This is a genomic window from Saccharothrix sp. 6-C, assembly GCF_016695385.1.
In the GTDB taxonomy this organism is placed as follows: domain Bacteria; phylum Actinomycetota; class Actinomycetes; order Mycobacteriales; family Pseudonocardiaceae; genus Actinosynnema; species Actinosynnema texasense.
In genome coordinates this window covers 8002370-8025292 of sequence record NZ_CP064192.1, presented here as the reverse complement: position 1 = coordinate 8025292, position 22923 = coordinate 8002370, and the positions used below count along the sequence as shown (strand labels likewise).

Sequence of the window (22923 nt, the reverse complement as noted above, 5' to 3'; positions counted from 1 at the left end):
AGTCGGGTGGGACGTCCTTCGATCAGGAGGTCGTAACGTGCACAGGACAGTGGCGGCTCTGCTGCTCGGCTTGGCCCTGGTGGCGGGCTGCTCGGCGAAGGTGGAAACGGGCACGGCCAAACCGGTCGGCGGCGACAACCCGCCCGTGGCCAAGTTCACCACCGCGCCCGCGGACGGCGCGGTCGATGCCCCGGTCAACGTGCCGGTGCAGGTCACCGTGGCCGAGGGGACGATCGACCAGGTCACGGTCACCAACCCCGAGGGCCAGGCCGTCGCGGGCAAGCTCGCCGAGGACAAGAAGTCGTGGGCCAGCACGGAGCCCCTCGGGTTCGGCAAGGCGTACGCGTACGCGGGCCGGGCGACCGGGACGGACGGGCGGCCCGTCGACCTGAAAGGCGGGTTCACCACCCTGAACCCCGCTTCCCAGGTGCGCGCGACGCTGTTCCCCGGCGACAACGACACCATGGGCGTGGCCGTGCCCATCAAGGTCGAGTTCGACGCCGACGTCTCCGACCGGGCGACGGTGCAGAAGGCGTTGACGGTGACGAACTCCGCCGGCGTCCAGGGCAGCTGGGCGTGGCTGAACTCGCGCGAGGTCCACTACCGGCCGGAGAAGTACTGGCCCGCCAACACGCAGATCCACGTCGAGGCCAAGCTGTACGGCGTGGCCTACGGCGGCGGCGCGTTCGGCCGCGCGGACGTGACCAGCGACTTCACCATCGGCCGCAACCAGGTCGTGAAGATCGACACGCCGTCGCACCAGCTGGTGGTGCAGCGTGACGGGCAGACCGTGGCGACCTACCCGGCGTCGTTCGGCAAGGACGACGACCCGGCGCTGAACACGCCGAACGGCACGTTCGTGGTGATGCAGAAGTTCGACACGTGGAGCTTCGACAACCCCCAGTACGGCTACACCAACGTGGTCAAGAAGTGGTCGGTGCGGTTCTCCAACCACGGCGAGTTCATCCACGAGAACAACGACAACGCGGCGAACATCGGCAGGGTCAACTCGTCGCACGGCTGCGCGAACCTGTTGGAGGCCGACGCCAAGGCCTACTACGACAGCGCGATGGTCGGCGATCCCGTCGAGGTGACCGGGGCGAGCATGACGCTGCCGGCGCAGTTCGACTGGTACGACTGGCAGATTCCGTGGGCGCAGTGGCAGACGATGTCCGCCCTGTGACGTTCGGTGGCGGTGCCGGGGCGGATCGAAGGCTCGGTGCCAGGTCCGGCTCGATGTGACACGGGGCCCTTACGGGCACTCCAGGCAGGCCAAAGCCGGCAGGCCCAGCGGGGTAAAGCGTCCCGCCGGGCCTGCCGGCTTCGACCAGCCTAAAGCACCCGAACCCATGTCAAATCGGGCCTCGGTGGGGATGCGGCGGGGCCGTTGTGGGCGTGTTTCGATGATCGAAGTGATGATGTCCGTCGATCAGGTGCAGGTGTGTTCGCTGATCAACACGTGGTCGGCGGGTGTGGGCGATGGCGCAAAATCGCTTGCGCGGGAAGTGGTGGGATGATTTCCGCGTTGTCGTAAGTCGTGCGGAACACTCTCCTCGACGCCGAGGGCGTCCGGCTGTCGGTTCGCGAGTCGGGCCCCGACGACGCCCCCGCGGTCGTGCTGGTGCACGGATGGGCGCAGTCGGGGGAGGTGTGGCCGCTTCAGCCGTCGTTGCGCAGTTACGCGGTGGACCTGCGTGGTCACGGGGCGTCGGAAGTCACCCGGAGCGGGTATCGGGAATCGGCGGCCTGGGCGGCCGATCTGAAGGCCGTCCTCGACCACGTCGGACGGCCCGCGGTGGTGGTGGGGTGGTCGTACGGCGGGGTGGTGATCGCCGACTACCTGCGTTGTCACGGCACGGCCGGGATCAGCGGGGTGGTGCTGGTCGGGGCGGTCACCGAGTTGGGGCGGGACAGGCCCGGCGCGGTCACCGGGCGGGTGATGAAGGCGGTGTTGCCCGCGGCGTTCTCCGACGACCCCGCGGTGGCGGTGCCGGCGTTGACGGACTTCTGCCGCGACCAGGCGCCCGGGTTGGCCGGTGACGTGGTGCAGCGGATGGTGGGCACGGCGTTGCGGGTGCCGCCGTGGGTCCGGCGCGAGGTGTTCCGGCGCGAGGTGGACAGCGCCGTCGTGCTGAAGGCGGTCGACAAGCCGACACTGGTCGTGCACGGCACCGCCGACGAGGTGGTCGACCCGGCCGCCGGTGAGTACGCGGCGGCCCTGATCCCCGGAGCCGACTTGCGCCGCTACGACGGAATCGGACACTCGCCGTTCCTGGAACGGCCGGAGCGGTTCGCGGCCGACCTCGGGCGGTTCGTCGCGGAGGTGTCGCGGTGAAGCGGGTCGCGGTGCTGTCGGTGCACACGTCGCCGCTGGAGCAGCCCGGCACGGGTGACGCCGGGGGGATGAACGTCTACATCGTGGAGACCGCCACCCGGATGGCGCGGCGGGGGATCGCGGTGGAGATCTTCACCCGGGCGACGTCCTCGGAGTTGCCGCCGGTGGCCGAGCTCGCGCCCGGCGTGAAGGTGCGGCACGTGGTCGCGGGGCCGTTCGAAGGGTTGGGCAAGGAAGAACTGCCCGGTCAGCTCTGCGCGTTCACCGCCGGGGTGCTGCGGGCGGAGGCGCGGCACGAGCCCGGGCACTACGACGTCGTGCACTCGCACTACTGGCTGTCGGGGCAGGTCGGGTGGTTGGCGCGGGAGCGGTGGGCGGTGCCGCTGGTGCACACGGCGCACACGCTGGCGAAGGTGAAGAACCTGGCGCTGGCGGCCGACGACACACCGGAGCCCCGGATGCGGGTCATCGGCGAGGAGCAGGTCGTCGCGGAAGCGGACCGGCTGGTGGCCAACACCGACGTCGAGGCGGCCGAGCTGGTCAAGCTGTACGACGCGGACCCGTCGAAGGTGCTGGTCGTGCCGCCGGGGGTGGACCTGGAGCGGTTCACGCCCGGTGACCGGGACGGGGCGCGGGCGGCACTGGGGTTGCGGCCGGAGTCGGTCGTGCTGGCCTTCGTGGGGCGCATCCAGCCGTTGAAGGCGCCGGACGTGCTGTTGCGGGCGGCGGCGGAGATGGTGGCGCGCGACCCCGGGCTGCGGGCGCGGCTGGTCGTGCTGGTGGTCGGCGGTCCGTCGGGGTCGGGCATGAAGACGCCCGAAGAGCTGGTGCGGTTGGCGGCCGAGCTGCGGATCTCCGACGTGGTGCGGTTCATGCCGCCGCAGGGCGGCGAGGCGTTGGCGCGGGTGTACCGGGCGGCCGACGTGGTCGCGGTGCCCAGCTACAACGAGTCGTTCGGGCTGGTCGCGCTGGAGGCGCAGGCGTGCGGGACGCCGGTGGTCGCGGCGGCGGTCGGCGGGTTGCCGGTGGCCGTGCGCGACTGGGTGTCCGGCGCGTTGGTGGACAGCCACGAACCGGGCGCGTGGGCGCGGGTGCTGACGTCCATCGCGCTGAACCCGGCGTGCCGGGAGGAGCTGGCGAGCAACGCCGTCGGCCACGCCCGCCGGTTCTCCTGGGACCGGACGACTGATTCACTCCTGGCCGGGTACGCCGAAGCACGGGACGTGTTCCGCGAGGAGGTCATCGCTTGAGCCTGGACGACGTCATCAAGTCGACGCTGGACGACCGCGAGCTGCGCTACGACCGCAAGGAGCCGGGACGGTTCTTCGTGACCCTGCCCGGTACGAAGAAGCTCCAGACGAACTGCTGGCTGGTGGTGGGCAGGCACGCGCTGGTCGTGGAGGCGTTCGTGTGCCGCAAACCGGACGAGGCGCACGAAGACGTCTACCGGTTCCTGTTGCGGCGCAACGCCAAGCTGTACGGCGTGCACTACACGATCGACACGACCGGCGACATCTACCTGGTCGGCCGGATCGCGCCGCACGCCGTGACACCCGACGAGCTGGACCGCGTGCTCGGGCAGGTGGTGGAGGCCGCCGACGGCGACTTCAACACGTTGCTGGAGATCGGGTTCGCCGGCGCCATCCAGCGGGAGTGGGACTGGCGGGTCTCGCGCGGCGAGTCGCTCGCCAACCTCGAGGCGTTCCGGCACCTGGTGTCCGAATCGTGATGGCCCGGGAGCAACGGGGGTGATCCCCCGCCCCGTCCCACCCGTGACCGGAAACCAGGGAGGGTCACATGGGAAGACGGGTGGGGCTGGTGGTCGCCGCGTTCGCGGTGCTGGCGCTGGCGGGATGCGGTGCGAGCAGCTCGTCGGGGTCGTCGGCCGACCAGGCGGCGCCTGCGCCCGCGCAGGAGAAGGCGCAGCCGGGCGGCACGCCCAAGCAGGACTCGGCGGCCACGGGTGAGGCGGAGCGGGCCGGCACGTCGGCGCAGCAGAACCGGCAGCTCGTGCGCACGGCGACGATCGAGTTGCGCGCACCGGACTCCGACGCGGTGTTGACGCAGGTCAAGGACCTGGTCATCGCGCAAGGCGGGTACTCGGCGCAGGAGCGGTCGCAGCCCGGCCGGGCGTCGGTGACGGTGAAGGTGCCCGGCGACCGGCTGGACCGGGTGATGGGGGCGGTCACCGGGCTGGACGGCGTCGAGGTCGGCAGGCGGGAGCTGCAGACCGAGGACGTGACCGAGCAGGTGGTGGACATCGAGGCCCGGCTCGCCAACCAGCGGGCCAGCGTGGAACGCGTGCGGGGGCTGCTGGACCGGGCCACGACCACGTCCGAGATCACCGACATCGAGGCCGAGCTGACCAAGCGCCAGTCCGAGCTGGAGTCGCTGCAACGCCGGTACGAGACGGTGACCGGCCAGGTCGCCATGGCGACGCTGACCGTCGTCATCTCCGCGACCGGCGAGCCGGTGGTCGTGCACGACGAGAACGACTTCCTGGCAGCGTTCGCCGGCGGCTGGAAGGCGCTGGTGGGCGCGTTCGGCTGGCTGCTGGTGGTGCTGGGCGGCGTGCTGCCGTTCGCGGTGGTGCTGGGCCTGCCGACGTTCGGCTACCTGTGGTGGCGGCGTCGCCGCAGGGTCGCGCCCGTCGCGCCGCCGAGCACGCCCTGAGCCGCGGGAGCGCGGGGCGGCTTGGGAGAGAGGGGGAGTCGCGAGCTCAAGCCGCCCCGCGTCGGTCCCCGCTGACGTGGATCCGGGCGGGGGGAGCCCGGGCTCCGAGCGGGCCGCGGTTCGACGGGGGGATGGCGAACCGCGGAGGTGCCGCGCGGGCCGATCGGAGTGCGTGGGCGCCGACCCGCGAGAGCCCTGCCAACTTGGCAGATGCCCCGTGGGCCCCACAAGGGGCGGCACTACTCCATCCGGGTGTTCTTAGCCGAGTTAAGTAACGCTGTAGCGTGACGAACGACTGCCTTGACCAGCGATGTGGCTTGACTCACGATGGCGGGATCCCGGCCCCCTGGATGAGTGAGGCAGCCGCATGGTCTTCCGCAGTCCGTTCCCCGATGTCGCGGTCCCGGACGTCACGCTGCACGAGTTGCTGTTCGCCGACCTCGGCGAGCGCGCCGACCGGGTGGCCCTGGTCGACGGCGGCTCGGGCGCGTCGCTGACCTACCGCCAACTGGCCGGTGCGGTCGACCGCATGGCCGCCGCGCTGGCCGCCAGGGGGATCGGCAAGGGCGACGTCGTCGGCATCCTCAGCCCGAACACCCCGTACTACGCCGTCGTGTTCCACGGCATCCTGCGCGCGGGGGCCACCGCGACCACCATCAACGCCCTGTACACGGCGGACGAGGTCGCGCACCAGCTGGCCGACGCCGGCGCGAAGATGCTGTTCACGGTGTCCGCGCTGCTGCCGAACGCCGCGCCGGGCGCCGAGAAGGCGGGCATCTCCGACGTGGTCGTGCTGGACGCCGCCGAGGGCTACCCCAGCCTGTCGGCGTTGCTGGCGAACACCGAGCCGGTGCCGGAGGTGTCGATCGACCCGGCGCACGACGTGGCCGTGCTGCCGTACTCGTCGGGGACGACCGGCCGGGCCAAGGGCGTGATGCTCACGCACCGCAACCTGGTCGCGAACATCGTCCAGTGCGGACCGATGCTCCGGGTCGGCGAGCAGACGAAGATCCTCGCCGTGCTGCCGTTCTTCCACATCTACGGCATGCAGGTGCTGATGAACAACGGCCTGCACGTCGGCGCGACGGTGGTGACGCTGCCGAAGTTCGACCTGCCCGAGTTCCTGCGGGTGATCCAGGACCACCGGACCGACCGCGTCTACATCGCGCCGCCGGTGGCCGTGGCGCTGGCCAAGCACCCGCTGGTCGACCAGTACGACCTGTCCGGCATCGACACGATCTTCTCCGGCGCCGCGCCGCTGGACGTCGACCTCGCGGCGATCGTCGCCGAGCGCCTGGGCTGCCGCGTCTCGCAGGGCTACGGGATGACCGAGATGAGCCCGGTCAGCCACGCGATCCCGGACGGCCGCGACGACATCTCCGTGGGCACGGTGGGCGTCATCGCGCCGAACATGGAGTGCCGCTTCGTCGACCCGGCCACCGGCGAGGACGTGGGCGTCGGCGAGCGCGGCGAGCTGTGGTGCCGCGGCCCGAACGTCATGAAGGGCTACCTGAACAACCCCGAAGCCACCGCCGCCACGCTCGACGAGGACGGCTGGCTGCACACCGGCGATGTCGCGATCATCGACGAGAACGGCCTGGTCAGCATCGTCGACCGGGTCAAGGAGCTGATCAAGTACAAGGGCTACCAGGTGCCGCCGGCCGAGCTGGAGGCCCTGCTGCTGACCCACCCGGAGATCGCCGACGCGGCCGTGGTCGGCGTGCGCGACGAGGAGGGCGAAGAGGTGCCGAAGGCCTTCGTCGTCCGCCAGCCGGGCACCGCCCTGGACGAGGCCGCCGTGATGGAGTTCGTGGCCTCCCGAGTCGCCCCGCACAAGAAGGTGAGGGTCGTGGAGTTCATCGAAACGATCCCGAAGTCGGCCGCGGGCAAGATCCTCCGCAAGGACCTGCGCGCCCGCGAGGCGTCTGCCTGACTCCGCTCGCGAGACCCCCGGCGGCGATCGCGCTGCCGGGGGTCCTCCGTTGTCCGGTCACTCGATGGTGTTGATCGTGGCTACTCGGCGCGCCGGGTCGGTCACGGGGCACAACCATGTCGGGTGCGAATCGGAACCACACATCGGAGAGCACACGCATGCGCATTCTCGGAAGGCTGGCCGTCGCGGCCGGCGCCACGGCCGTCATCCTGCTGGCCTCCCCGGCCGCCAACGCGTCCGACGCCGCCGCGGAGCGGACGTACGGGGCGATGGACGCCGTCCCCCACGCCGACCTGCTGGGCGCCCTGACGAGCGTGCTCGGCCCGGTGACCGGCGGCCTCGGCGGCGCGAGCGGCGCGGCCGGTGGGCTCGGCGGCCTGACCGGCGGGATCGTGGACCTGCAGGGCATCGGCTGACCCGGCCTCGGGGCCGGGCCCGGGAGGGGCCCGGCCCGCCCGGTCGGCTGCACCGATCAAGGTCCGACGTGAGCCGGGCCGGCCCATCTGGCAGGCTGACGCCCATGGCTGTCGGAACCCTGGTGCTGCTCCGCCACGGCGAGAGCGTCTGGAACGCGGAGAACCTGTTCACCGGTTGGGTGGACGTGCCCCTCTCGGAGAAGGGTGTGAACGAGGCGAAGCGCGGTGGCGTGCTGCTGCGCGAAGCGGGCGTGCTGCCGGAGGTGGTGCACACGTCGCTGCTGCGGCGGGCCATCGGCACCGCCAACCTCGCCCTCGACGCGGCCGACCGGCACTGGATCCCGGTCCGCCGGGACTGGCGGCTCAACGAGCGCCACTACGGCGCGCTGCAGGGCAAGAACAAGAAGCAGACGCTGGAGGAGTTCGGCGAGGAGCAGTTCATGCTCTGGCGCCGTTCCTACGACACGCCGCCGCCGCCCATCGAGCCCGGCACCGAGTTCAGCCAGGACAGCGACCCCCGCTACGCCGACCTCGGCCCCGACCTGCCGCTCACCGAGTGCCTGCTGGACGTGGTCAAGCGGATGATCCCGTACTGGGAGTCCGCGATCGTGCCGGACCTGCTCACGGGCCGGACGGTGCTCGTGGCCGCGCACGGCAACTCGCTGCGCGCCCTGGTCAAGCACCTCGACGGGATCTCGGACGACGCCATCGCGGGCCTGAACATCCCCACCGGCATCCCGCTGCGCTACGACCTGGACGACGAGCTCAAGCCGCTCAACCCGGGCGGCGAGTACCTCGACCCGGACGCCGCGGCCGACGCCATCAAGGCCGTCGCCAACCAGGGTCGCTAGACCAGGCCGAGCTCGTGGGCGCGCGCCCCGGCCTGGAACCGGGACGAGGCGCCGAGCGCGGCCATCAGCTCCGCCACGCGACGGCGGTACGTGCGCAGGGACACACCCAGCGCGCGTGCCGCCGTCTCGTCCGTCCACCCCTCGTTCAACGCGTCCAGCACCCCGGGCATGAACGCCCGCAGCTCGGCCATCTCCGCCTCGTGCACGGCCAGCTCGGTGCCCGCCCGCCACGCCGCCTCGAACAGCGACGTGATGCCGTGCACGACCTCGGGCTGCGTGATCACGCTGTAGCTGCGCGCGCCGTGCGACTCGTCGCCCGCCAGGATCACCACGCGGCCGTCCAGCACGATCGTCTCGTTCACGTCGTGCGCGCTGACCCGCACGTCCGCGCCGTGCTCGGCCATGTGCCGCGCGTGGTGCGCCCACCGCGGGTCGAGCAGGGTGCTCAGCCGGAACAGCTTGCGCACCCGCAGGCCCGGCGGGTGCTGCGCGATGCCGCTGCGCGGGTGGGTGCCCATCCACGTGCGCAGCGCGTTCGCCGCGCACAGCAGCTCGCTCCTGGTCGCCGTGAACAGGTGGGCCGTCCGCTCGTACAGCTCGGCCTCGCCGCGCACCACGGTCATCGCGTCCATGGCGTCGAGCATGGCAGCAAGCTGCCAATCCCGGCGGGCGCGACGGCGGACGGCGATCGTGGACACCATGCTGAACCTCAAGCGCGTCGGGTACGGCGCGATGCAACTCGCCGGTCCCCACGTCTTCGGCCCGCCCGCCGACCCGGAGAACGCCAAGGCCGTCCTGCGCCGCGCCGTCGAGCTGGGCGTGGACCACGTCGACACCAGCGACTTCTACGGCCCGCACGTGGTCAACGAGCTGATCAAGGCCGCGCTCCACCCCTACCCGGAGGAGCTGACCATCGTCACGAAGGTCGGCTACCGCCGCACACCGGACGCCGACTGGGTCACCGCGCGGGAGCCCCGGCAGCTGCGCGACGCCGTGCACGACAACCTGCGCCGCCTCGGCCTGGACCGGCTCGACGTGGTCAACCTGCGCGTCGGCGGCGAGCACGACCCCGAATCCGTCGAGGAGCCGTTCACCGTGCTCGCCGAGCTGCGCGAGCAGGGCCTGATCCGCGACCTCGGCCTGAGCAACGTCCACGAGCACCACCTGGACCAGGCGCTGTCGATCGCACCGGTGGTGTGCGTGCAGAACCTCTACAACGTCACCGACCGCGAGCACGAGGCGCTGCTCGACCGCACCACCGCCGACGGCATCGCGTTCGTGCCGTTCTTCCCGCTCGGCGGGTTCACGCCCCTGCAGCACGACACCCTGAACGACGTCGCCGCCAGGCACGGCGCGACCGACCGCCAGGTGGCGCTGGCGTGGCTCCTGCACCGCGCGCCGAACGTCCTGCTCATCCCCGGCACGTCCTCCACTCGTCACCTGGAGGAGAACCTGGCTTCCGCGGATCTGCACCTGTCCGAACAAGACCTGGCTCAATTGGACACGATTGGGTGAACGGGGGTCGTCCGCCGGGAGAACATCGGTCCCGGACGGTGTCGCAGGAGTCACGAACCAGGCCTGAGCTCTAGGCCGTACCCCGCCTGACCTGCTTACGATGCGCTCGTGACCGCAACGGGTTACCTCGTCCTGTCGATCGGCGCTCTGCTGATCGGCGGCGTCGCTTTCCTCGCCGGACGGACCACCGCGCGGGCCCGCGACACGCGTCCGCGCGGGCTCACCGTCGCCGACCTGATGGCCATGGTCGTCCACTCGTCCCCCGACGGCATCGCCGTGCTCAACGCCTTCGGTGACGTGGTGCTGCACAACTCCCGGGCAGAGGAGCTGGGCGTGGTGCGCAACAACCGGGCGGACGACCGGGCCAGGCGCGCCGCCGAGATGGCCCGCGGCGGCGGTGGGGTGGTCTCGGTGGACCTGTCGTCGCTGGAGGTCATCAAGGGCCGCCAGCCGCAGGCCGTGCACGCCACCGTCAAGGTGCTCACCGAGGGCTTCGTGGTGGTCGACGCCACCGACGAGTCCGAGTCGGTGCGGCTGGAGGCGACGAGGCGCGACTTCGTGGCCAACGTCAGCCACGAGCTGAAGACCCCGGTCGGCGCGCTCGCGCTGCTGGCCGAGGCGGTGCTGGACGCCGCGGACGACCAGGAGGAGGTCCGCCGGTTCAGCGCCAAGATCATGCAGGAGGCCACCCGGCTGGGCACGCTGGTCACCGAGCTGATCGCGCTGTCGCGGTTGCAGGGCGCGGAGAAGCTGCCGGAGCTCAGCCGGGTCGAGGTCGACGTGGTCATCGACGAGGCGATGGGCCGCTCCCGGCTGGCCGCCGAGTCCGCGGGCATCGAGATCGCCACCGACGAGCCGAGCGGCCTGGAGGTCGAGGGCGACCGGACGTTGCTGGTCACGGCCCTGAGCAACCTCCTGGACAACGCGGTCGCCTACTCGCCGCCGGGCAGCCCGGTGTCGGTCAGCCGCAAGCTCGTCGACGGCTTCGTCGAGATCGCCGTCACCGACCGCGGCATCGGCATCGCCGAGGACCAGCAGATCCGCGTGTTCGAGCGCTTCTACCGGGTCGACAAGGCCAGGTCGCGCGCCACCGGCGGCACCGGGCTCGGCCTCGCCATCGTCAAGCACGTGGCCAACAACCACGGCGGCGAGGTGAAGCTGTGGAGCCTGCCGGGCACCGGCTCCACCTTCACGCTGCGCATCCCGGCTCATCCCGACCAGGACGAGCCCACCCAGGACCTGCCGGCGCAGGAGCTGGCGAGCCCCGTGCCGAGCGGCGCGGGCAGCAACCACGGAGGAGAGCTGTGACCAGGGTGCTCATCGTGGAGGACGAGGAGTCCTTCGCCGATCCGCTCGCCTTCCTGCTGCGCAAGGAGGGCTTCACCGCGGCGCTCGCGGCCACCGGCCAGGAGGCTTTGGAGGAGTTCGACCGCAACGGCGCCGACATCGTGCTGCTCGACCTCATGCTGCCCGGCATGAGCGGCACGGACGTGTGCAAGCAGCTGCGGGCCCGCTCCGCCGTGCCGGTGATCATGGTCACGGCGCGGGACAGCGAGATCGACAAGGTGGTGGGCCTGGAGCTGGGCGCGGACGACTACGTCACCAAGCCCTACTCGGCCCGTGAGCTGATCGCCCGCATCCGGGCCGTGCTGCGGCGCGGCGGCGAGTCCGAGGAGCTGCTGCCGCAGGTCCTGGAGGCGGGGCCGGTGCGGATGGACGTGGAGCGGCACGTGGTGACCGTGGACGGCGGCGAGGTGAGCCTGCCGCTCAAGGAGTTCGACCTCCTGGAGTACCTGCTGCGCAACGTCGGCCGCGTCCTGACCCGCGGCCAACTGATCGACCGGGTGTGGGGCGCGGACTACGTCGGTGACACGAAAACCCTGGACGTGCACGTCAAGCGGCTGCGGTCGAAGATCGAGCCCGACCCCTCGGCGCCCCGGTACCTGGTCACCGTGCGCGGACTGGGATACAAGTTCGAATCCTGATCATCCCGACCAGGTACGGTGCACCGCGTGCGCCTAGGGGTGCTTGATGTCGGGTCCAACACCGTCCACCTCTTGGTGGTGGACGCTCATCGTGGTGCCCACCCGACGCCGATGAGTTCGGAGAAGTCCGTGCTGCGCCTCGCGGAGCAGCTGGACGGCGTCGGGATGCTCGGGCGCGAGGGCGCCGACCAGCTGGTGCGCACCGTCGCCGCGTCCAAGGCGGCGGCGGAGCGGCTGGGCTGCGAGGACCTGATGGCGTTCGCCACGTCCGCGGTGCGCGAGGCGGGCAACTCCGCCGAGGTCCTGGACCGGGTGCGCGCCGAGACCGGTGTCGACCTGCAGGTGCTGACCGGCGAGGACGAGGCGCGCTACACGTTCCTCGCGGTGCGCCGCTGGTACGGCTGGTCGGCGGGCAGGCTGCTGTGCCTGGACATCGGCGGCGGGTCGCTGGAGCTGGCGGTCGGCGTGGACGAGGAGCCGGAGGAGGCGTTCTCGGTGCCGTTGGGCGCGGGCAGGCTGACCCGGACCCGGTTCCGCCACGACCCGCCGACCAGGGCCGAGGTGGGCGAGACCGCCGAGTGGCTGGCCGAGCAGCTGGCGCCGGTGGCGAAGAAGCTCCGCCGGGTGGGGACCCCCGATCGGGTGGTCGCGACGTCGAAGACGTTCCGCACGCTGGCCAGGCTAACCGGCGCCGCGCCGTCGTCGGCCGGTCCGCACGCGCGGCGCGTGCTCACCGACTCGGGCCTGCGGCAGCTCATCGCGTTCATCTCCCGGATGTCCGCGGCGGACCTGGCGGAGCTCGAAGGGGTGAGCGCGAGCCGGGCTCACCAGCTGGTGGCGGGCGCGTTGGTGGCGGAGGCCACCATGCGAGCACTGTCACTCGGCGAGCTGGAGATTTGTCCCTGGGCACTGCGGGAAGGTGTCATCCTGCGTCGGCTGGACCACACTAATGGTTCGGAACCGGACACCCCACCGGATCGCACCCGCCGGACGGGTGACACTGGACGGACTGGCCGCCACGGGGCACGGTGGAGTTGATGAGTCGAGAGAGCGAGTCGGAGCAGACCCAGCGCACCGTCGCGGAGTTGCTCGCCCAGTACGGCGCGGGCTCCGGCGAGGTGACGCCGCGTCGGCGACGGCGCCGTGCCGAAGAGACCTCGGACACCGCTCCGCAGGCCATCATCGACCGGGTCAACTCCGACAGCGGCCGGCTGCGCGCCATCCGCGACGAGTCCGAGCCGCCGCCAGCCGCCCCGCCACCGGCCGCACCGCCACCGCCACCGCCACCGACGACGCCCGCGCCGTTGCCGCAGCGGCAGCGTCCCGTCGAGGCCGAGCGCACCGCCTACCAGCCGCCGGTGCCGCCGGTGTCGCGTCCCGAGCCGCCGGTGTCCCGCCTGGAACCGCCGGCCTCGCGGCTGGAACCACCCGCTTCCCGGCTCGAACCGCCGAAGAAGGCCGAGTCCGGGCGCAGACGCGCGCCCGAGGTGGACCCCGCCGAGGAGACCCGGGTCGTGCCGCCGATCGTGGCGGACTACCAGGGTGAGCCGTCCCGGTCCGCCCTGCCGAAACCGCCGGTCAAGCCCGAGGCGTCGCGCACGAACGTGGTGCGGCCCGTGCCGCCCGGCGCGCCGCCCGCGGTGAAGCCGCCGGTCCGCGAGCCGGTCACCGAGGTGATGCCGCGCATCACCGACAAGCTCTCGCCGAACGTGCCGCTGGAGTCGCTGCCGACCGAGTCGGTGCTGATCGTGCCGCCCGCGCCGCCGAGGCTGCCCGACCCGCTGCCCGACCAGTCCGCCGAGGACTGGTTCGGCGACGACGAGCCGGAGGAGGCCGTCGAGGGCGAGAGCACCGCGTTCCACCCGTACGTCGACCTCGACGAGGAAGAGGAGGACGACGACTACCCGCGCCGCGACTTCGCGCGCCGGGACCTCGACGACGACGGGCCCGCCGGGCTGGGCGACCTCGACGAGGACGACGAGGACGAGCGCCCCGCCGACCGCTCGGCCGGCAAGGAGTGGCTGCTCATGATCGGGCAGTTGGCCGCCGGCGTGATCGGTGGCGCGGCGCTCTGGCTCGGCTTCAACTTCCTGTGGCGCACCGCCGCGCCCGCGGCGCTGGTGGTGGCCCTGGCGGTGACCGTCGGCCTGGTGATGATGGTCCGCAAGATCCGCCGGGCCGACGACCTCCAGACGACCGTCCTGGCGGTGCTCGTCGGGTTGATCGTGACGGTGTCGCCGGCGGCGATGCTGCTGGTGAACTCTTGATCCCGGTCGGCCTGTCCACCGCGGCCGTGTGGCCGCAGCCCGCGGGCGCCGCGTTCGAGGCGGCGGCCGAGCTGGGGTACGACGGGGTCGAGGTCATGGTGTGGGCCGACCCCGTGAGCCAGGACGTGAGCGCGGTGCGGCGGCTGTCGAAGCGCTACGGCGTGCCGGTGCTGGCCGTGCACGCGCCGTGCCTGCTGATCAGCCAGCGCGTGTGGTCGCCGGACCCGGCCGAGCGGCTGCGGCGCAGCGTGCAGGCCGCCGGCGACCTGGGTGCGCGGACGGTCGTGCTGCACCCGCCGTTCGTGTGGCAGCGGCGGTACGCGGAGGGGTTCGCGGACCTGGTCGCCTCGCTGGAGGACGACAGCGGCGTCGCCATCGCGGTGGAGAACATGTTCCCGGTGCGGCGCCCCCTCGGGCGGGGGCGGTCGGTGCAGGTCACGGCGTTCCGGCCGTCGATCGACCCGACCGACGTCGGCCACCGGAACTACACGCTGGACCTGTCGCACGCCTCGGCCGCGCACATGGACGCGATGGAGCTGGCCAAGCGCATGGGCGACGGGCTGACCCACGTGCACCTGGCCGACGGCTCCGGCCTGCCCAAGGACGAGCACCTGGTGCCCGGCCGCGGCACCCAGCCGTGCGGCGAGCTGCTGGGCCGGCTGACCCGCACGGGCTTCACCGGGCAGGTCGTGCTGGAGGTCAACACCCGCCGCGCCCGCACCCCCGCCGAGCGGACCGAACTGCTGACCGAGTCCCTGCTGTTCGCCCGCCTGCACCTCTGACCCCCGCGAGAGTCCTACCTCCACGCCGCGTGAGTCCTACGTTCAGAACGCGCGTGTCCTACGTTCGGAACACGTGAGTTGAACGCTCAGGTGGACGGAGGGCCAACTCGCATCCGCTCCGCCGCGGGTCAGCGGCTAGGGTCTTGATCGTGAACCCGGTGCGCACGTCGATCCTCGCCGCCGCGGGCAACGACGCGGTGCGCCGGCTCGTTGCGACCGCCCCCGTCACCCGTGACGTGGTGCGCCGGTTCGTGGCGGGCGAGACCACCGCCGACGCGATCGACACCGCCGGCCGGCTGATCGGCGACGGCCTGCGCGTCACCCTCGACCACCTCGGCGAGGACACCACCGACCGCGCCACCGCCGACCTGGCCGTGCGCGCCTACCTGGAACTGCTCGACCAGCTGCACGACCTGGGCCTCGCCGCGGACGCCGAGGTCAGCGTGAAGCTGTCCGCCGTCGGCCTCCGCTCGGGCGAGACGCTCGCGCTCGACAACGCCTCCCGCGTGTGCGCGGCGGCCGAGCAGGCGGGCACCGCGGTCACCGTCGACATGGAGGACCACACCACCACCGACGCCACCCTGCGCGTGCTCGCCGAGCTGCGCCGCCACTGGCCGTCGACGGGCGCGGTGCTCCAGGCGTACCTGCGCCGCACCCTGGACGACGTGCGCGACCTCGCGGGCACGCGCGTGCGGCTGTGCAAGGGCGCGTACGCCGAACCCCCGTCGGTGGCCTACGTCGACCGGCACGAGGTCGACCTCAACTACGTGCGCTGCGCCAACGCCCTGCTGGCCGGCTCCGGGTACCCGATGTTCGCCACCCACGACCCGCGCCTGATCGAGATCGTCTCCGAACGCGCCCGCTGGTACGGCAAGGCGGTCGACGACTTCGAGTTCCAGATGCTCCACGGCGTCCGGCCGGCCGAGCAGCGGCACCTCGCGGCGGAGGGGCACGTCGTGCGCGTCTACGTGCCGTACGGGCGGCAGTGGTACGGCTACCTGACGCGCCGGCTGGCCGAGCGGCCGGCCAACGTCGCGTTCTTCCTGCGTTCGCTGGTCAGCCGCTCGTGAGGAGCCCTGTGTCCTTCTCGGTAGCCAGTGCGGTCCGCCCCCTCGGCGACGGCACGTACACCGCCTCCCTGCCCGCCGAGTGGACCGTCGGCCCCAAGCCGCACGGCGGGTTCCTGCTGGCCCTGGTCGCGCGGGCGGCGGTGGACAGCGCGCGGGCGGCCGTGCCGGGGTCGGACGAGCTGGCGCCGCTGGCGGTGAGCACGCAGTTCCTGCGCGCGCCCGAGGTGGGGCCGGTGCTGGTGCGGACCCAGGTGCGCAAGGCGGGCCGGACGGCGACCGTGGTGACGTCGACGCTGGAGCAGCGCGGGCGCAGCTGCGTGGAGGCGGTGGTGACGGTCGGGCGGATGCCGACGGCCGCGCCGGACTACGCCGACCTGCCCGACATGCCCGCCGCGCCGCCGCCGGACGCGATCGACCTGGCGTCCATGGGCTCGGCCGGCGTGTACAAGCTCGGCGCGGTGTGCGACGTGCGGCTGGACCAGGCGGGCGCGGGGTTCCTGAACGGCCGGGTCGGCGACCCGCTGGTGCTGCGGCTGTGGGCGCGCCCGCTGGGCGAGCGGCCGGACCCGTACTTCGCGCTGGTCGTCGGGGACATCTCGATGCCGGTGACGTTCAACCTGGGCCGGTTCGGGTGGTCGCCGACCGTGCAGCTGACGGCGTTGCTGCGGGCGAACCCGGCGCCGGGGTGGCTGCGCGTGCGGGTGTCGTGCAGCGCGGTGCACGGGCAGTGGTTCGACGAGGACGCCGTGGTGATCGACTCGGCCGGGCGGCTCGTGTGCCAGGCGCGGCAGCTGGCGCTGACGCCCGCGACCTGAGCGTTCAACTCAGGTGCCCTGGACGTAGGACTCTCGCGACGTGAACGCAGGACTCACGGATCTTGAGGGGTCGGCGGGGGCGGGACCTGCGGGTATTCGGGTTGTGCCGGCGTGGCACGCTTGGCGCATGACGACCATCGCCGTGTTGGGTGCCGGCAAGATCGGCGAAGCGCTGCTGTCGGGGCTGCTCCAAGGCGGGCGCGAAGCCGATGACCTGCTGTTCACCGAGAAGCACCCGGAACGGGCCGCCGCGCTGACCGAGCGGTACGGGGTGGAGGGCCTCGACGTGCCCGGCGCCGCCCAGCGGGCCGACGTCCTCGTGGTCGCGGTCAAGCCGCAGGACATCGAACCGCTGCTGGACGAGCTCGCACCCGTGCTCAAGCCCGGCACGCTCGTCGTGTCCCTGTGCGCGGGCCTGCCGACGTCCCTGTACGAGCGCAGGCTGCCCGACAGCACCCCCGTGGTCCGGGTCATGCCGAACACCCCGATGGTCGTCGGCGAGGCGATGAGCGCCATCTCGGCGGGCCGGTACGCCACCGACGAGCACCTGAACCTGGTCGAGGAGCTGCTGGGGACCGTCGGCAAGGTGGCCCGCGTCCCGGAGAACCAGCAGGACGCCGTCACCGCGCTGTCCGGCTCCGGCCCCGCCTACTTCTTCTACCTGGTCGAGGCCATGATCGACGCGGGCATCCTGCTCGGCATCCCGCGCGACCTGGCCGGCCGGCTGATCATCCAGTCGGCGGTCGGCGCGGCGACGATGCTGAACGAGGGCGGCCAGCACCCGGTGATCCTGCGCGAGGCCGTCACCTCGCCCGCCGGCACCACCATCATGGCCATCCGCGAGCTGGAGAAGCACGGGGTGCGCGCGGCCATGCTGGCGGCCATCGAGGCGGCCCGCGACCGTTCGGTGGAACTGGGACGGGGCCACGAGGCGGACTGATACCGCCATTGGCCGTCGCACCAGTCCCACCCGTCCCGTTACCCTCAAGGGAGCACGTGCGTGTCGAACCGTCGGTGGGGAAGCCGACGGCACGACGCGTGTCGAAGGACGCGGTGATCCATGCCTGCGGAGGAGAAGTCGCTCGGTCAAGTCAGATTCATGACGGTCGCCGAGGTCGCGCTGATGATGCGCGTGTCCAAGATGACGGTGTACCGCCTGGTCCACTCCGGTGAGCTGACGGCGGTGCGCGTGGGAAAGTCGTTCAGAGTGCCGGAGAAGGCGGTCAACGAGTACCTGCGGAACGCCTACTTCGACGCCGGGTGACGGCGCGATCGGGCCGCCGGGTAAACTCATAGGCCGTTCGTGCCTGGTGTCGGCGCGCCCACTTGACGGGTGTCTCCACCGGCGCGTGGAGACCACCAACGTCTAGTAGTGAAGGAACCCGCATGGGCTCGGTCATCAAGAAGCGCCGCAAGCGCATGTCGAAGAAGAAGCACCGCAAGTTGCTGCGCAAGACGCGGGTCCAGCGCAGGAAGCGCGGCAAGTAGCCCCTGCGGGTTCTAGCACCGCCAGTCCCCGGCCGCACCGGTCGCGGGACTGGCGGTGTCTTCGTCCCACGCCGCCCAGGTCGGCCCCGCCATCCGGGTGATTCCCCGGCGAAGGCCGGTGACCTGCGTCAAGAGGACGTTCCGCGACCGATCACGGCGCCGGTTCCCGGTTAGCATCGTCGAGTCGCACCACCCGCACAGGGAGTCGCATGGCGCCCAAGGTCGTTCTCGTCACCGGTTGCAGCCGCTACCTCGGCGGTCACCTCGCCGCGCGCTTCGCGGCCGACCCCGACATCGAACGCGTGCTCGGCGTCGACACCGAGCCGCCGTCACGCGACCTGCTGCGCCGCATGGGCCGCGCCGAGTTCGTGCGCGCCGACATCCGCAACCCCCTCATCGCGAAGGTCATCGCCACCGCGCAGGTCGACACGGTCGTGCACGCGTCGGTGACGGCGAACCCGGCCGGCCCCAGCGGGCGGACCGTGATGAAGGAGATGAACGTCATCGGCACGATGCAGCTGCTGGCCGCGTGCCAGAAGTCGCCGCACGTGCGCAAGCTGGTGGTGAAGTCGACCAGCGCGGTGTACGGGTCCAGCTCGCGCGACCCGGCGGTGTTCACCGAGGACATGGGGCCCAAGGACTTGCCGTCCAGCGGGTACGCCAAGGACGCGGTCGAGGTCGAGGGATACGTGCGCGGGTTCGCGCGCCGCAGGCCGGACGTGGACGTCACCGCGCTGCGGTTCAGCAACTTCATCGGCCCCCGCATCGACACGATCCTGACCAGGTACTTCGCCCTGCCCGTCGTGCCGACCGTGATGGGGTACGACGCCAGGGTGCAGCTGCTGCACGCCGAGGACGCGCTGGCCGTGCTGGAACGGGCCACGCTGCACGACCTGCCCGGCGTCTACAACGTGGGCGGCGCCGGCGTGCTGATGCTGTCGCAGGCCATCCGCCGGGCGGGCCGGGTCAACCTGCCCGTGCCCAGCGCGGCGGTGCCGACGGTGGGCCGGCTGTTCCGCGGCGCCCGGCTGGTGGACTTCTCGCCCGACCAGATGAGGTTCCTGAACTGGGGCCGGGTGATGGACACGACGCTGCTGAGGCGGGAGTTCGGGTTCACCCCGAGGTGGACCACCCAGCAGGCGTTCGACGACTACGTGAGCGGGCGCGCGCTGCGCCCGGTGATCGATCCAGGGATGGCGGCGTCGGTCGAGCGCGGTGTGCTCGACCTGGCCGCCAGGTTCCACCGGCGGTGACGTCGGCGGGGTCGGCGATCAGACGACGTCGGCGGTCGGACAGAGGAGGTGGCACGTGGCAGAGGCACGGGTGATCCCGTTGCACGGTGCGGACCGGGAGGCGGCCCGGCGACGGCGCGGCGCGGACCGGGCTCCCGGGCCGGTTCCCGTGCCCGAACCGGCCGCGTCGGACCCTGCGTCGGAGGCCGCCGCGGAGCGCGCGTCGGAGGTCGCGCCCGAGCCGGCGTCGGCCGAGGAGCCGGCGGGCTGGGAGCGGCGCCTGGCCGAGCTGCTGGCGTTCGCCCGCAGGCGCGTGCAGGGCGACTACGAGGTGGACGAGTTCGGCTTCGACCCGGACCTGACCGACCACGTCCTGATGCCGCCGCTCAAGCCGCTGTACGAGAAGTGGTTCCGGGTGGAGACCATCGGGATGCACAACGTCCCCGGCGAGGGCGGCGCGCTGATCGTCGCCAACCACTCCGGCACCCTGCCGCTGGACGCCACGATGACCGCCTACGCGGTGCGCGCGGACCACCCGAAGCGCCGCCACCTGCGGATGCTCGGCGCCGACCTGGTGTTCAAGACGCCGGTGCTCGGCGCGTTGGCGCGCAAGTCGGGGCAGACGCTGGCGTGCAACCCGGACGCGGAGCGCCTGCTCAGGTCGGGTGAGCTGGTCGGGGTGTGGCCGGAGGGCTTCAAGGGCATCGGCAAGCCCTTCAAGGACCGGTACAAGCTCCAGCGGTTCGGCCGGGGCGGGTTCGTGTCGGCGGCGTTGAACACCGGCGTGCCGATCATCCCGTGCTCGATCGTGGGCGCCGAGGAGATCTACCCGAAGATCGGCGACATCAAGGCGCTGGCCAGGCTGTTCGGCTTCCCCTACTTCCCGGTGACGCCGTTCTTCCCGTTCCTCGGCCCGCTCGGCGCGATCCCGCTGCCGTCGAAGTGGTACATCGAGTTCGGCGAGCCGATCCGGACCGACGTCTACGGCGAGCACGCGGCGGACGACCCGATGCTGGTGTTCAACCTGACCGACCAGGTGCGCGAAACCATCCAGCAGACCCTGTACCGGCTGCTCACCCAACGCCGCAACGTGTTCCTCGGCTGACCACGGCCTCGCAGGGTCACCCAGGCCGGCCGGGCACGCCGCACCGAACCGCTTCGTCCCTGCTCGACGGTGGCTCGGCGATGTCTTCCCGGAGGTCGCCGACGTCGCGACGTGCTCCCCGGCCGGCCGCGGCTTCGCAGGGGTCCCCGGCGAGGGGGATTCTGGGACGACGTGCCTCGCTGGGTCGCCCGGGACGGCGGGGCATGGCCGCACCGAACCGCGCGCGATCCGTCTCGTCCCGGCTCGGCGGTGGCTCGGTGACGTCTTCCCGGAGGTCGCCGACGTCGCGACGTGCTCCCCGGCCGCGGCTTCGCAGGCGTCCCCGGCAAGGGGACCCCTGCTGTGAGTCTGCCGCAGTGGACCGACGATCGAGGTCGGTCGGGAGCGTGCCTGTGGACAACTCGCCGGCGTCAGCGGTCGCGGCGGCGGTAGGCCAGGGTGGCGGCCACGGCGCCGGCCAGGGCGCCCGCGCCGAGGACGGACGGGACGCCGATCTTCGCGGCCTTGCGGCCCGTGCGGAAGTCGCGGATCTCCCAGCCGCGCTTGCGGGCCGTCTCGCGCAGGCCGGAGTCCGGGTTCACCGCGACCGCGGTGCCGACCACCGACAGCATCGGCACGTCGTTCACCGAGTCCGAGTACGCCGTGCACCGGCGCAGGTCCAGGCCTTCCTTCGCGGCCAGCGCCCGCACCGCGTGCGCCTTCGCCCGGCCGTGCAGCAGGTCGCCCACCAACCGGCCGGTGTAGATGCCGTCCGTGTGCTCCGACACCGTGCCCAGCGCGCCGGTCAGGCCCAGCCGCCGGGCGATGATCTGCGCCAGCTCCACCGGTGTCGCGGTGACCAGCCACACCCGCTGCCCGGCGTCCAGGTGCATCTGCGCCAACGCCTGGGTGCCCGCCCAGATCCGGTCGGCCATCAGCTCGTCGTAGATCTCCTCGCCGAGCGAGATCAGCTCCGCCACCGACCGGCCCGCCACGAACGAGAGCGCCTGCTCGCGCGACGCCGCCACGCTCTGGGGGTCCTCCCGGCCACCGACCCGGAACTTGAGCTGCTGCCACGCGAACCCGGCCAGGTCCGAGTTCTTGAAGTACTTGCGGGCCGCGAGACCCCGGGCGAAGTGGAAGATCGACGCGCCCATCATCATCGTGTTGTCGACGTCGAAGAAGGCGGCGGCGGTGAGGTCGGTGGGCGCGCTCCCGGACGGCCCGACCGTCGTCGCGGCCTCGGCCGAAGCCTCGCCGGCCAGCGCGGCACGCCGCTCCCGTTCCGCCGAGCCCTCCACCACACGCCTTTTCACCACGTCAGCGCCTCCCGCGGTCCGATGGGGACAGGGTAGCGATCAGCCGCCGAGGCCGGGCAGCGGCAGCGACGGGAGGGTCAGCGTGGGCAGCGGCAGCACCGGTCCGGGGGTCGTGGTGGTCGGCGCCGGCGGCGCGGACGGGGCCGTGGTGCCCGGCACGTCGCCCGGTGTGCTCGTGCCGCCGGGCACGTCACCGGACGTGGTGGGCGCGGCGGCGGCGGCGGTGGTGGTCCGCGGCACGGACGGCAGGTCGCTCGGCGAGGCGCCGGGGACGGCGGGCGGCGGCGCGCACTCGTCCTCGGCGGGCAGCGGCCCGACCTGGTCGACCTGCCCCGACGTCACGGACGCGCAGTCGGCTCGGGCGTGCAGCGCGGACGCCCGGTCGGCGATCCGGTCGAGCAGGTCCAGCGACGTGCCCGCGCGGTCGGCGGCCTCGGCGGGCAGCGACGCGCGCAGCCCGGTCAGCCGCGCGGCCTGCGAGTCGGCCCAGTCGCGCAGCCCTTCCAGGACGCGCCGGTCCGAGTTGGAGCCGAGCGCGGCGAGCGCGCGGGAACCGGCCGCGGCGTCGGCGTCGAAGTCCGTCAACGCGGTCAGGTAGCCGCCGAGCGGCCCGCCGCCGGACTCGCGGTACCGGTCGACGAGGGTCTCGACCTCGGCGACGCGCGCGGCGGCGAACTCCAGGCGCTTGTAGCCCTTCGACTCCTCGCCGAAGGTGAGGCCGAGCGAGGCGGACTCGGCGGTGCGCTTGACGCCGTACAGCGCGTCGCCCGGCAACGCGTCCCGGCTGAGCAGCAGGCTCATCCCGGCCAGCGAGAACAGCAGGCACAGCGCGGCGGCGAGGGCCACCGCTAATCGACCGCGGGCCCCGGTGCGGCGTTCCCGGACGGGCCGGGCGAGCTTCGTCGGCGGCGGTTCGGCCGCGCCCAGCACCCGTGCCCGCATCCGCGCCTTGGCGGCCTCGTCGGGCCCCGTCGTGACTGCGGCTTCCCGCAGCAGGGCGACCACCGCCAGCTCCTCGGCGAGCTCCTCGTCCTCGGGCGGCGCGGACCCGGGAGGCGCGTCGACCGCGCGAGCGAACCGCTCGCGCTGCCTGTGCCGCCGCAGCGGCGTCATCCCGTTGCCTACCATCCCGCTTGGCCAACCATCCCGCACGTCTCG

24 protein-coding genes are annotated in these 22923 nt (G+C 72.4%); 21 read left to right on the top strand and 3 right to left on the bottom strand.

Features of this window, described 5'->3' with window-relative positions:
• Positions 1-37 precede the first annotated feature (37 nt).
• The 8 genes from IOD16_RS34745 (at position 38) to IOD16_RS34710 (ending at position 8208) form a co-directional block, all read left to right on the top strand.
• The gene (locus IOD16_RS34745; protein WP_201437795.1) at positions 38-1183 is read left to right on the top strand and encodes a L,D-transpeptidase; all 1146 of its coding nucleotides are present in this window, start codon (positions 38-40) and stop codon (positions 1181-1183) included.
• Between the two features lie 354 nt (positions 1184-1537).
• The gene (locus IOD16_RS34740) at positions 1538-2335 is read left to right on the top strand and encodes an alpha/beta fold hydrolase (RefSeq protein ID WP_201437794.1); all 798 of its coding nucleotides are present in this window, start codon (positions 1538-1540) and stop codon (positions 2333-2335) included.
• Entirely contained in the window at positions 2332-3585 is a 1254-nt protein-coding gene (mshA, locus tag IOD16_RS34735; protein WP_123745139.1) for a D-inositol-3-phosphate glycosyltransferase, read from the top strand. The genes IOD16_RS34740 and mshA overlap by 4 nt, the downstream gene beginning before the upstream one ends.
• Positions 3582-4064, top strand: a complete 483-nt coding sequence (locus IOD16_RS34730) for a YbjN domain-containing protein (protein ID WP_123745140.1) — start codon at positions 3582-3584, stop codon at positions 4062-4064. The genes mshA and IOD16_RS34730 overlap by 4 nt, the downstream gene beginning before the upstream one ends.
• A 68-nt stretch (positions 4065-4132) precedes the next feature.
• The gene (locus IOD16_RS34725) at positions 4133-5008 is read left to right on the top strand and encodes a DUF4349 domain-containing protein (protein ID WP_201437793.1); all 876 of its coding nucleotides are present in this window, start codon (positions 4133-4135) and stop codon (positions 5006-5008) included.
• A 367-nt stretch (positions 5009-5375) separates the two neighbouring features.
• The gene (locus tag IOD16_RS34720) at positions 5376-6941 is read left to right on the top strand and encodes a 4-coumarate--CoA ligase family protein (RefSeq protein WP_201437792.1); all 1566 of its coding nucleotides are present in this window, start codon (positions 5376-5378) and stop codon (positions 6939-6941) included.
• Positions 6942-7099: 158 nt separating this feature from the next.
• On the top strand, positions 7100-7357 hold the full coding sequence (locus IOD16_RS34715) for a hypothetical protein (protein ID WP_123745143.1): 258 nt from the start codon (positions 7100-7102) through the stop codon (positions 7355-7357).
• A gap of 104 nt (positions 7358-7461) precedes the next feature.
• Positions 7462-8208: a phosphoglyceromutase gene (locus IOD16_RS34710; protein WP_123745144.1), complete on the top strand. Its 747-nt coding sequence runs from the start codon at positions 7462-7464 to the stop codon at positions 8206-8208.
• Here the strand turns inward: IOD16_RS34710 and IOD16_RS34705 are convergent.
• Positions 8205-8852, bottom strand: coding sequence for a DNA-binding response regulator (locus IOD16_RS34705; protein ID WP_236594555.1), 648 nt, complete (start codon positions 8850-8852; stop codon positions 8205-8207). The two genes, IOD16_RS34710 and IOD16_RS34705, sit on opposite strands and share 4 nt — an antisense overlap.
• Positions 8853-8907: 55 nt before the next feature.
• Here IOD16_RS34705 and IOD16_RS34700 point away from each other — a divergent pair, with 55 nt between their 5' ends.
• The 13 genes from IOD16_RS34700 (at position 8908) to IOD16_RS34640 (ending at position 20467) form a co-directional block, all read left to right on the top strand.
• A complete protein-coding gene (locus tag IOD16_RS34700) occupies positions 8908-9723 on the top strand; it encodes an oxidoreductase (protein WP_201441692.1) in 816 nt (271 codons plus the stop codon).
• A 108-nt stretch (positions 9724-9831) separates the two neighbouring features.
• Positions 9832-11031 carry a sensor histidine kinase gene (locus tag IOD16_RS34695; RefSeq protein ID WP_123745145.1) on the top strand — a complete coding sequence of 400 codons (1200 nt, stop codon included), beginning with the start codon at positions 9832-9834 and terminating at the stop codon, positions 11029-11031.
• Complete coding sequence (locus IOD16_RS34690) at positions 11028-11708, top strand: response regulator transcription factor (RefSeq protein WP_123745146.1); 681 nt, start codon at positions 11028-11030, stop codon at positions 11706-11708. Before IOD16_RS34695 ends, IOD16_RS34690 begins: the two co-directional genes overlap by 4 nt.
• 27 nt (positions 11709-11735) lie before the next feature.
• Positions 11736-12746: a Ppx/GppA phosphatase family protein gene (locus IOD16_RS34685; RefSeq protein ID WP_201437791.1), complete on the top strand. Its 1011-nt coding sequence runs from the start codon at positions 11736-11738 to the stop codon at positions 12744-12746.
• Positions 12746-13975 (top strand): hypothetical protein, encoded by a 1230-nt coding sequence (locus tag IOD16_RS34680; RefSeq protein WP_201437790.1) that lies wholly within the window; start codon positions 12746-12748, stop codon positions 13973-13975. Before IOD16_RS34685 ends, IOD16_RS34680 begins: the two co-directional genes overlap by 1 nt.
• Positions 13972-14757 (top strand): sugar phosphate isomerase/epimerase family protein, encoded by a 786-nt coding sequence (locus IOD16_RS34675; protein WP_123745147.1) that lies wholly within the window; start codon positions 13972-13974, stop codon positions 14755-14757. The genes IOD16_RS34680 and IOD16_RS34675 overlap by 4 nt, the downstream gene beginning before the upstream one ends.
• 149 nt (positions 14758-14906) lie before the next feature.
• On the top strand, positions 14907-15827 hold the full coding sequence (locus IOD16_RS34670) for a proline dehydrogenase family protein (protein WP_201437789.1): 921 nt from the start codon (positions 14907-14909) through the stop codon (positions 15825-15827).
• Positions 15828-15835: 8 nt separating this feature from the next.
• A complete protein-coding gene (locus IOD16_RS34665; protein ID WP_201437788.1) occupies positions 15836-16642 on the top strand; it encodes a thioesterase family protein in 807 nt (268 codons plus the stop codon).
• 127 nt (positions 16643-16769) lie between these two features.
• A complete protein-coding gene (gene proC, locus IOD16_RS34660; protein ID WP_201437787.1) occupies positions 16770-17582 on the top strand; it encodes a pyrroline-5-carboxylate reductase in 813 nt (270 codons plus the stop codon).
• A 120-nt stretch (positions 17583-17702) separates the two neighbouring features.
• A complete protein-coding gene (locus IOD16_RS34655; protein WP_123745150.1) occupies positions 17703-17906 on the top strand; it encodes a helix-turn-helix domain-containing protein in 204 nt (67 codons plus the stop codon).
• A gap of 122 nt (positions 17907-18028) precedes the next feature.
• Positions 18029-18130 (top strand): 30S ribosomal protein bS22, encoded by a 102-nt coding sequence (locus IOD16_RS34650; protein ID WP_015105422.1) that lies wholly within the window; start codon positions 18029-18031, stop codon positions 18128-18130.
• Positions 18131-18339: 209 nt separating this feature from the next.
• A complete protein-coding gene (locus IOD16_RS34645; RefSeq protein WP_201437786.1) occupies positions 18340-19383 on the top strand; it encodes an NAD-dependent epimerase/dehydratase family protein in 1044 nt (347 codons plus the stop codon).
• Positions 19384-19438: 55 nt separating this feature from the next.
• Positions 19439-20467, top strand: coding sequence for a lysophospholipid acyltransferase family protein (locus tag IOD16_RS34640; protein WP_201437785.1), 1029 nt, complete (start codon positions 19439-19441; stop codon positions 20465-20467).
• A gap of 410 nt (positions 20468-20877) precedes the next feature.
• On the opposite strand, the gene IOD16_RS34635 is transcribed toward IOD16_RS34640, so the two are convergent.
• Complete coding sequence (locus IOD16_RS34635; RefSeq protein ID WP_123745153.1) at positions 20878-21765, bottom strand: HAD family hydrolase; 888 nt, start codon at positions 21763-21765, stop codon at positions 20878-20880.
• Between the two features lie 39 nt (positions 21766-21804).
• The gene (locus IOD16_RS34630) at positions 21805-22893 is read right to left on the bottom strand and encodes a DUF5667 domain-containing protein (protein WP_201437784.1); all 1089 of its coding nucleotides are present in this window, start codon (positions 22891-22893) and stop codon (positions 21805-21807) included.
• Positions 22894-22923: the final 30 nt, after the last annotated feature.

Excerpts from the sequence above, each read along its gene's own strand:
- IOD16_RS34725 (WP_201437793.1), top strand. The coding sequence starts at position 4,133 with ATGGGAAGACGGGTGGGGCTGGTGGTCGCCGCGTTCGCGGTGCTGGCG.
- IOD16_RS34720 (WP_201437792.1), top strand. The coding sequence starts at position 5,376 with ATGGTCTTCCGCAGTCCGTTCCCCGATGTCGCGGTCCCGGACGTCACG.
- IOD16_RS34715 (WP_123745143.1), top strand. The coding sequence starts at position 7,100 with ATGCGCATTCTCGGAAGGCTGGCCGTCGCGGCCGGCGCCACGGCCGTC.
- IOD16_RS34710 (WP_123745144.1), top strand. The coding sequence starts at position 7,462 with ATGGCTGTCGGAACCCTGGTGCTGCTCCGCCACGGCGAGAGCGTCTGG.
- IOD16_RS34705 (WP_236594555.1), bottom strand. The coding sequence starts at position 8,852 with ATGCTCGACGCCATGGACGCGATGACCGTGGTGCGCGGCGAGGCCGAG.
- IOD16_RS34700 (WP_201441692.1), top strand. The coding sequence starts at position 8,908 with ATGCTGAACCTCAAGCGCGTCGGGTACGGCGCGATGCAACTCGCCGGT.
- IOD16_RS34680 (WP_201437790.1), top strand. The coding sequence starts at position 12,746 with ATGAGTCGAGAGAGCGAGTCGGAGCAGACCCAGCGCACCGTCGCGGAG.
- proC (WP_201437787.1), top strand. The coding sequence starts at position 16,770 with ATGACGACCATCGCCGTGTTGGGTGCCGGCAAGATCGGCGAAGCGCTG.
- IOD16_RS34655 (WP_123745150.1), top strand. The coding sequence starts at position 17,703 with ATGCCTGCGGAGGAGAAGTCGCTCGGTCAAGTCAGATTCATGACGGTC.
- IOD16_RS34650 (WP_015105422.1), top strand. The coding sequence starts at position 18,029 with ATGGGCTCGGTCATCAAGAAGCGCCGCAAGCGCATGTCGAAGAAGAAG.
- IOD16_RS34645 (WP_201437786.1), top strand. The coding sequence starts at position 18,340 with ATGGCGCCCAAGGTCGTTCTCGTCACCGGTTGCAGCCGCTACCTCGGC.
- IOD16_RS34630 (WP_201437784.1), bottom strand. The coding sequence starts at position 22,893 with ATGGTAGGCAACGGGATGACGCCGCTGCGGCGGCACAGGCAGCGCGAG.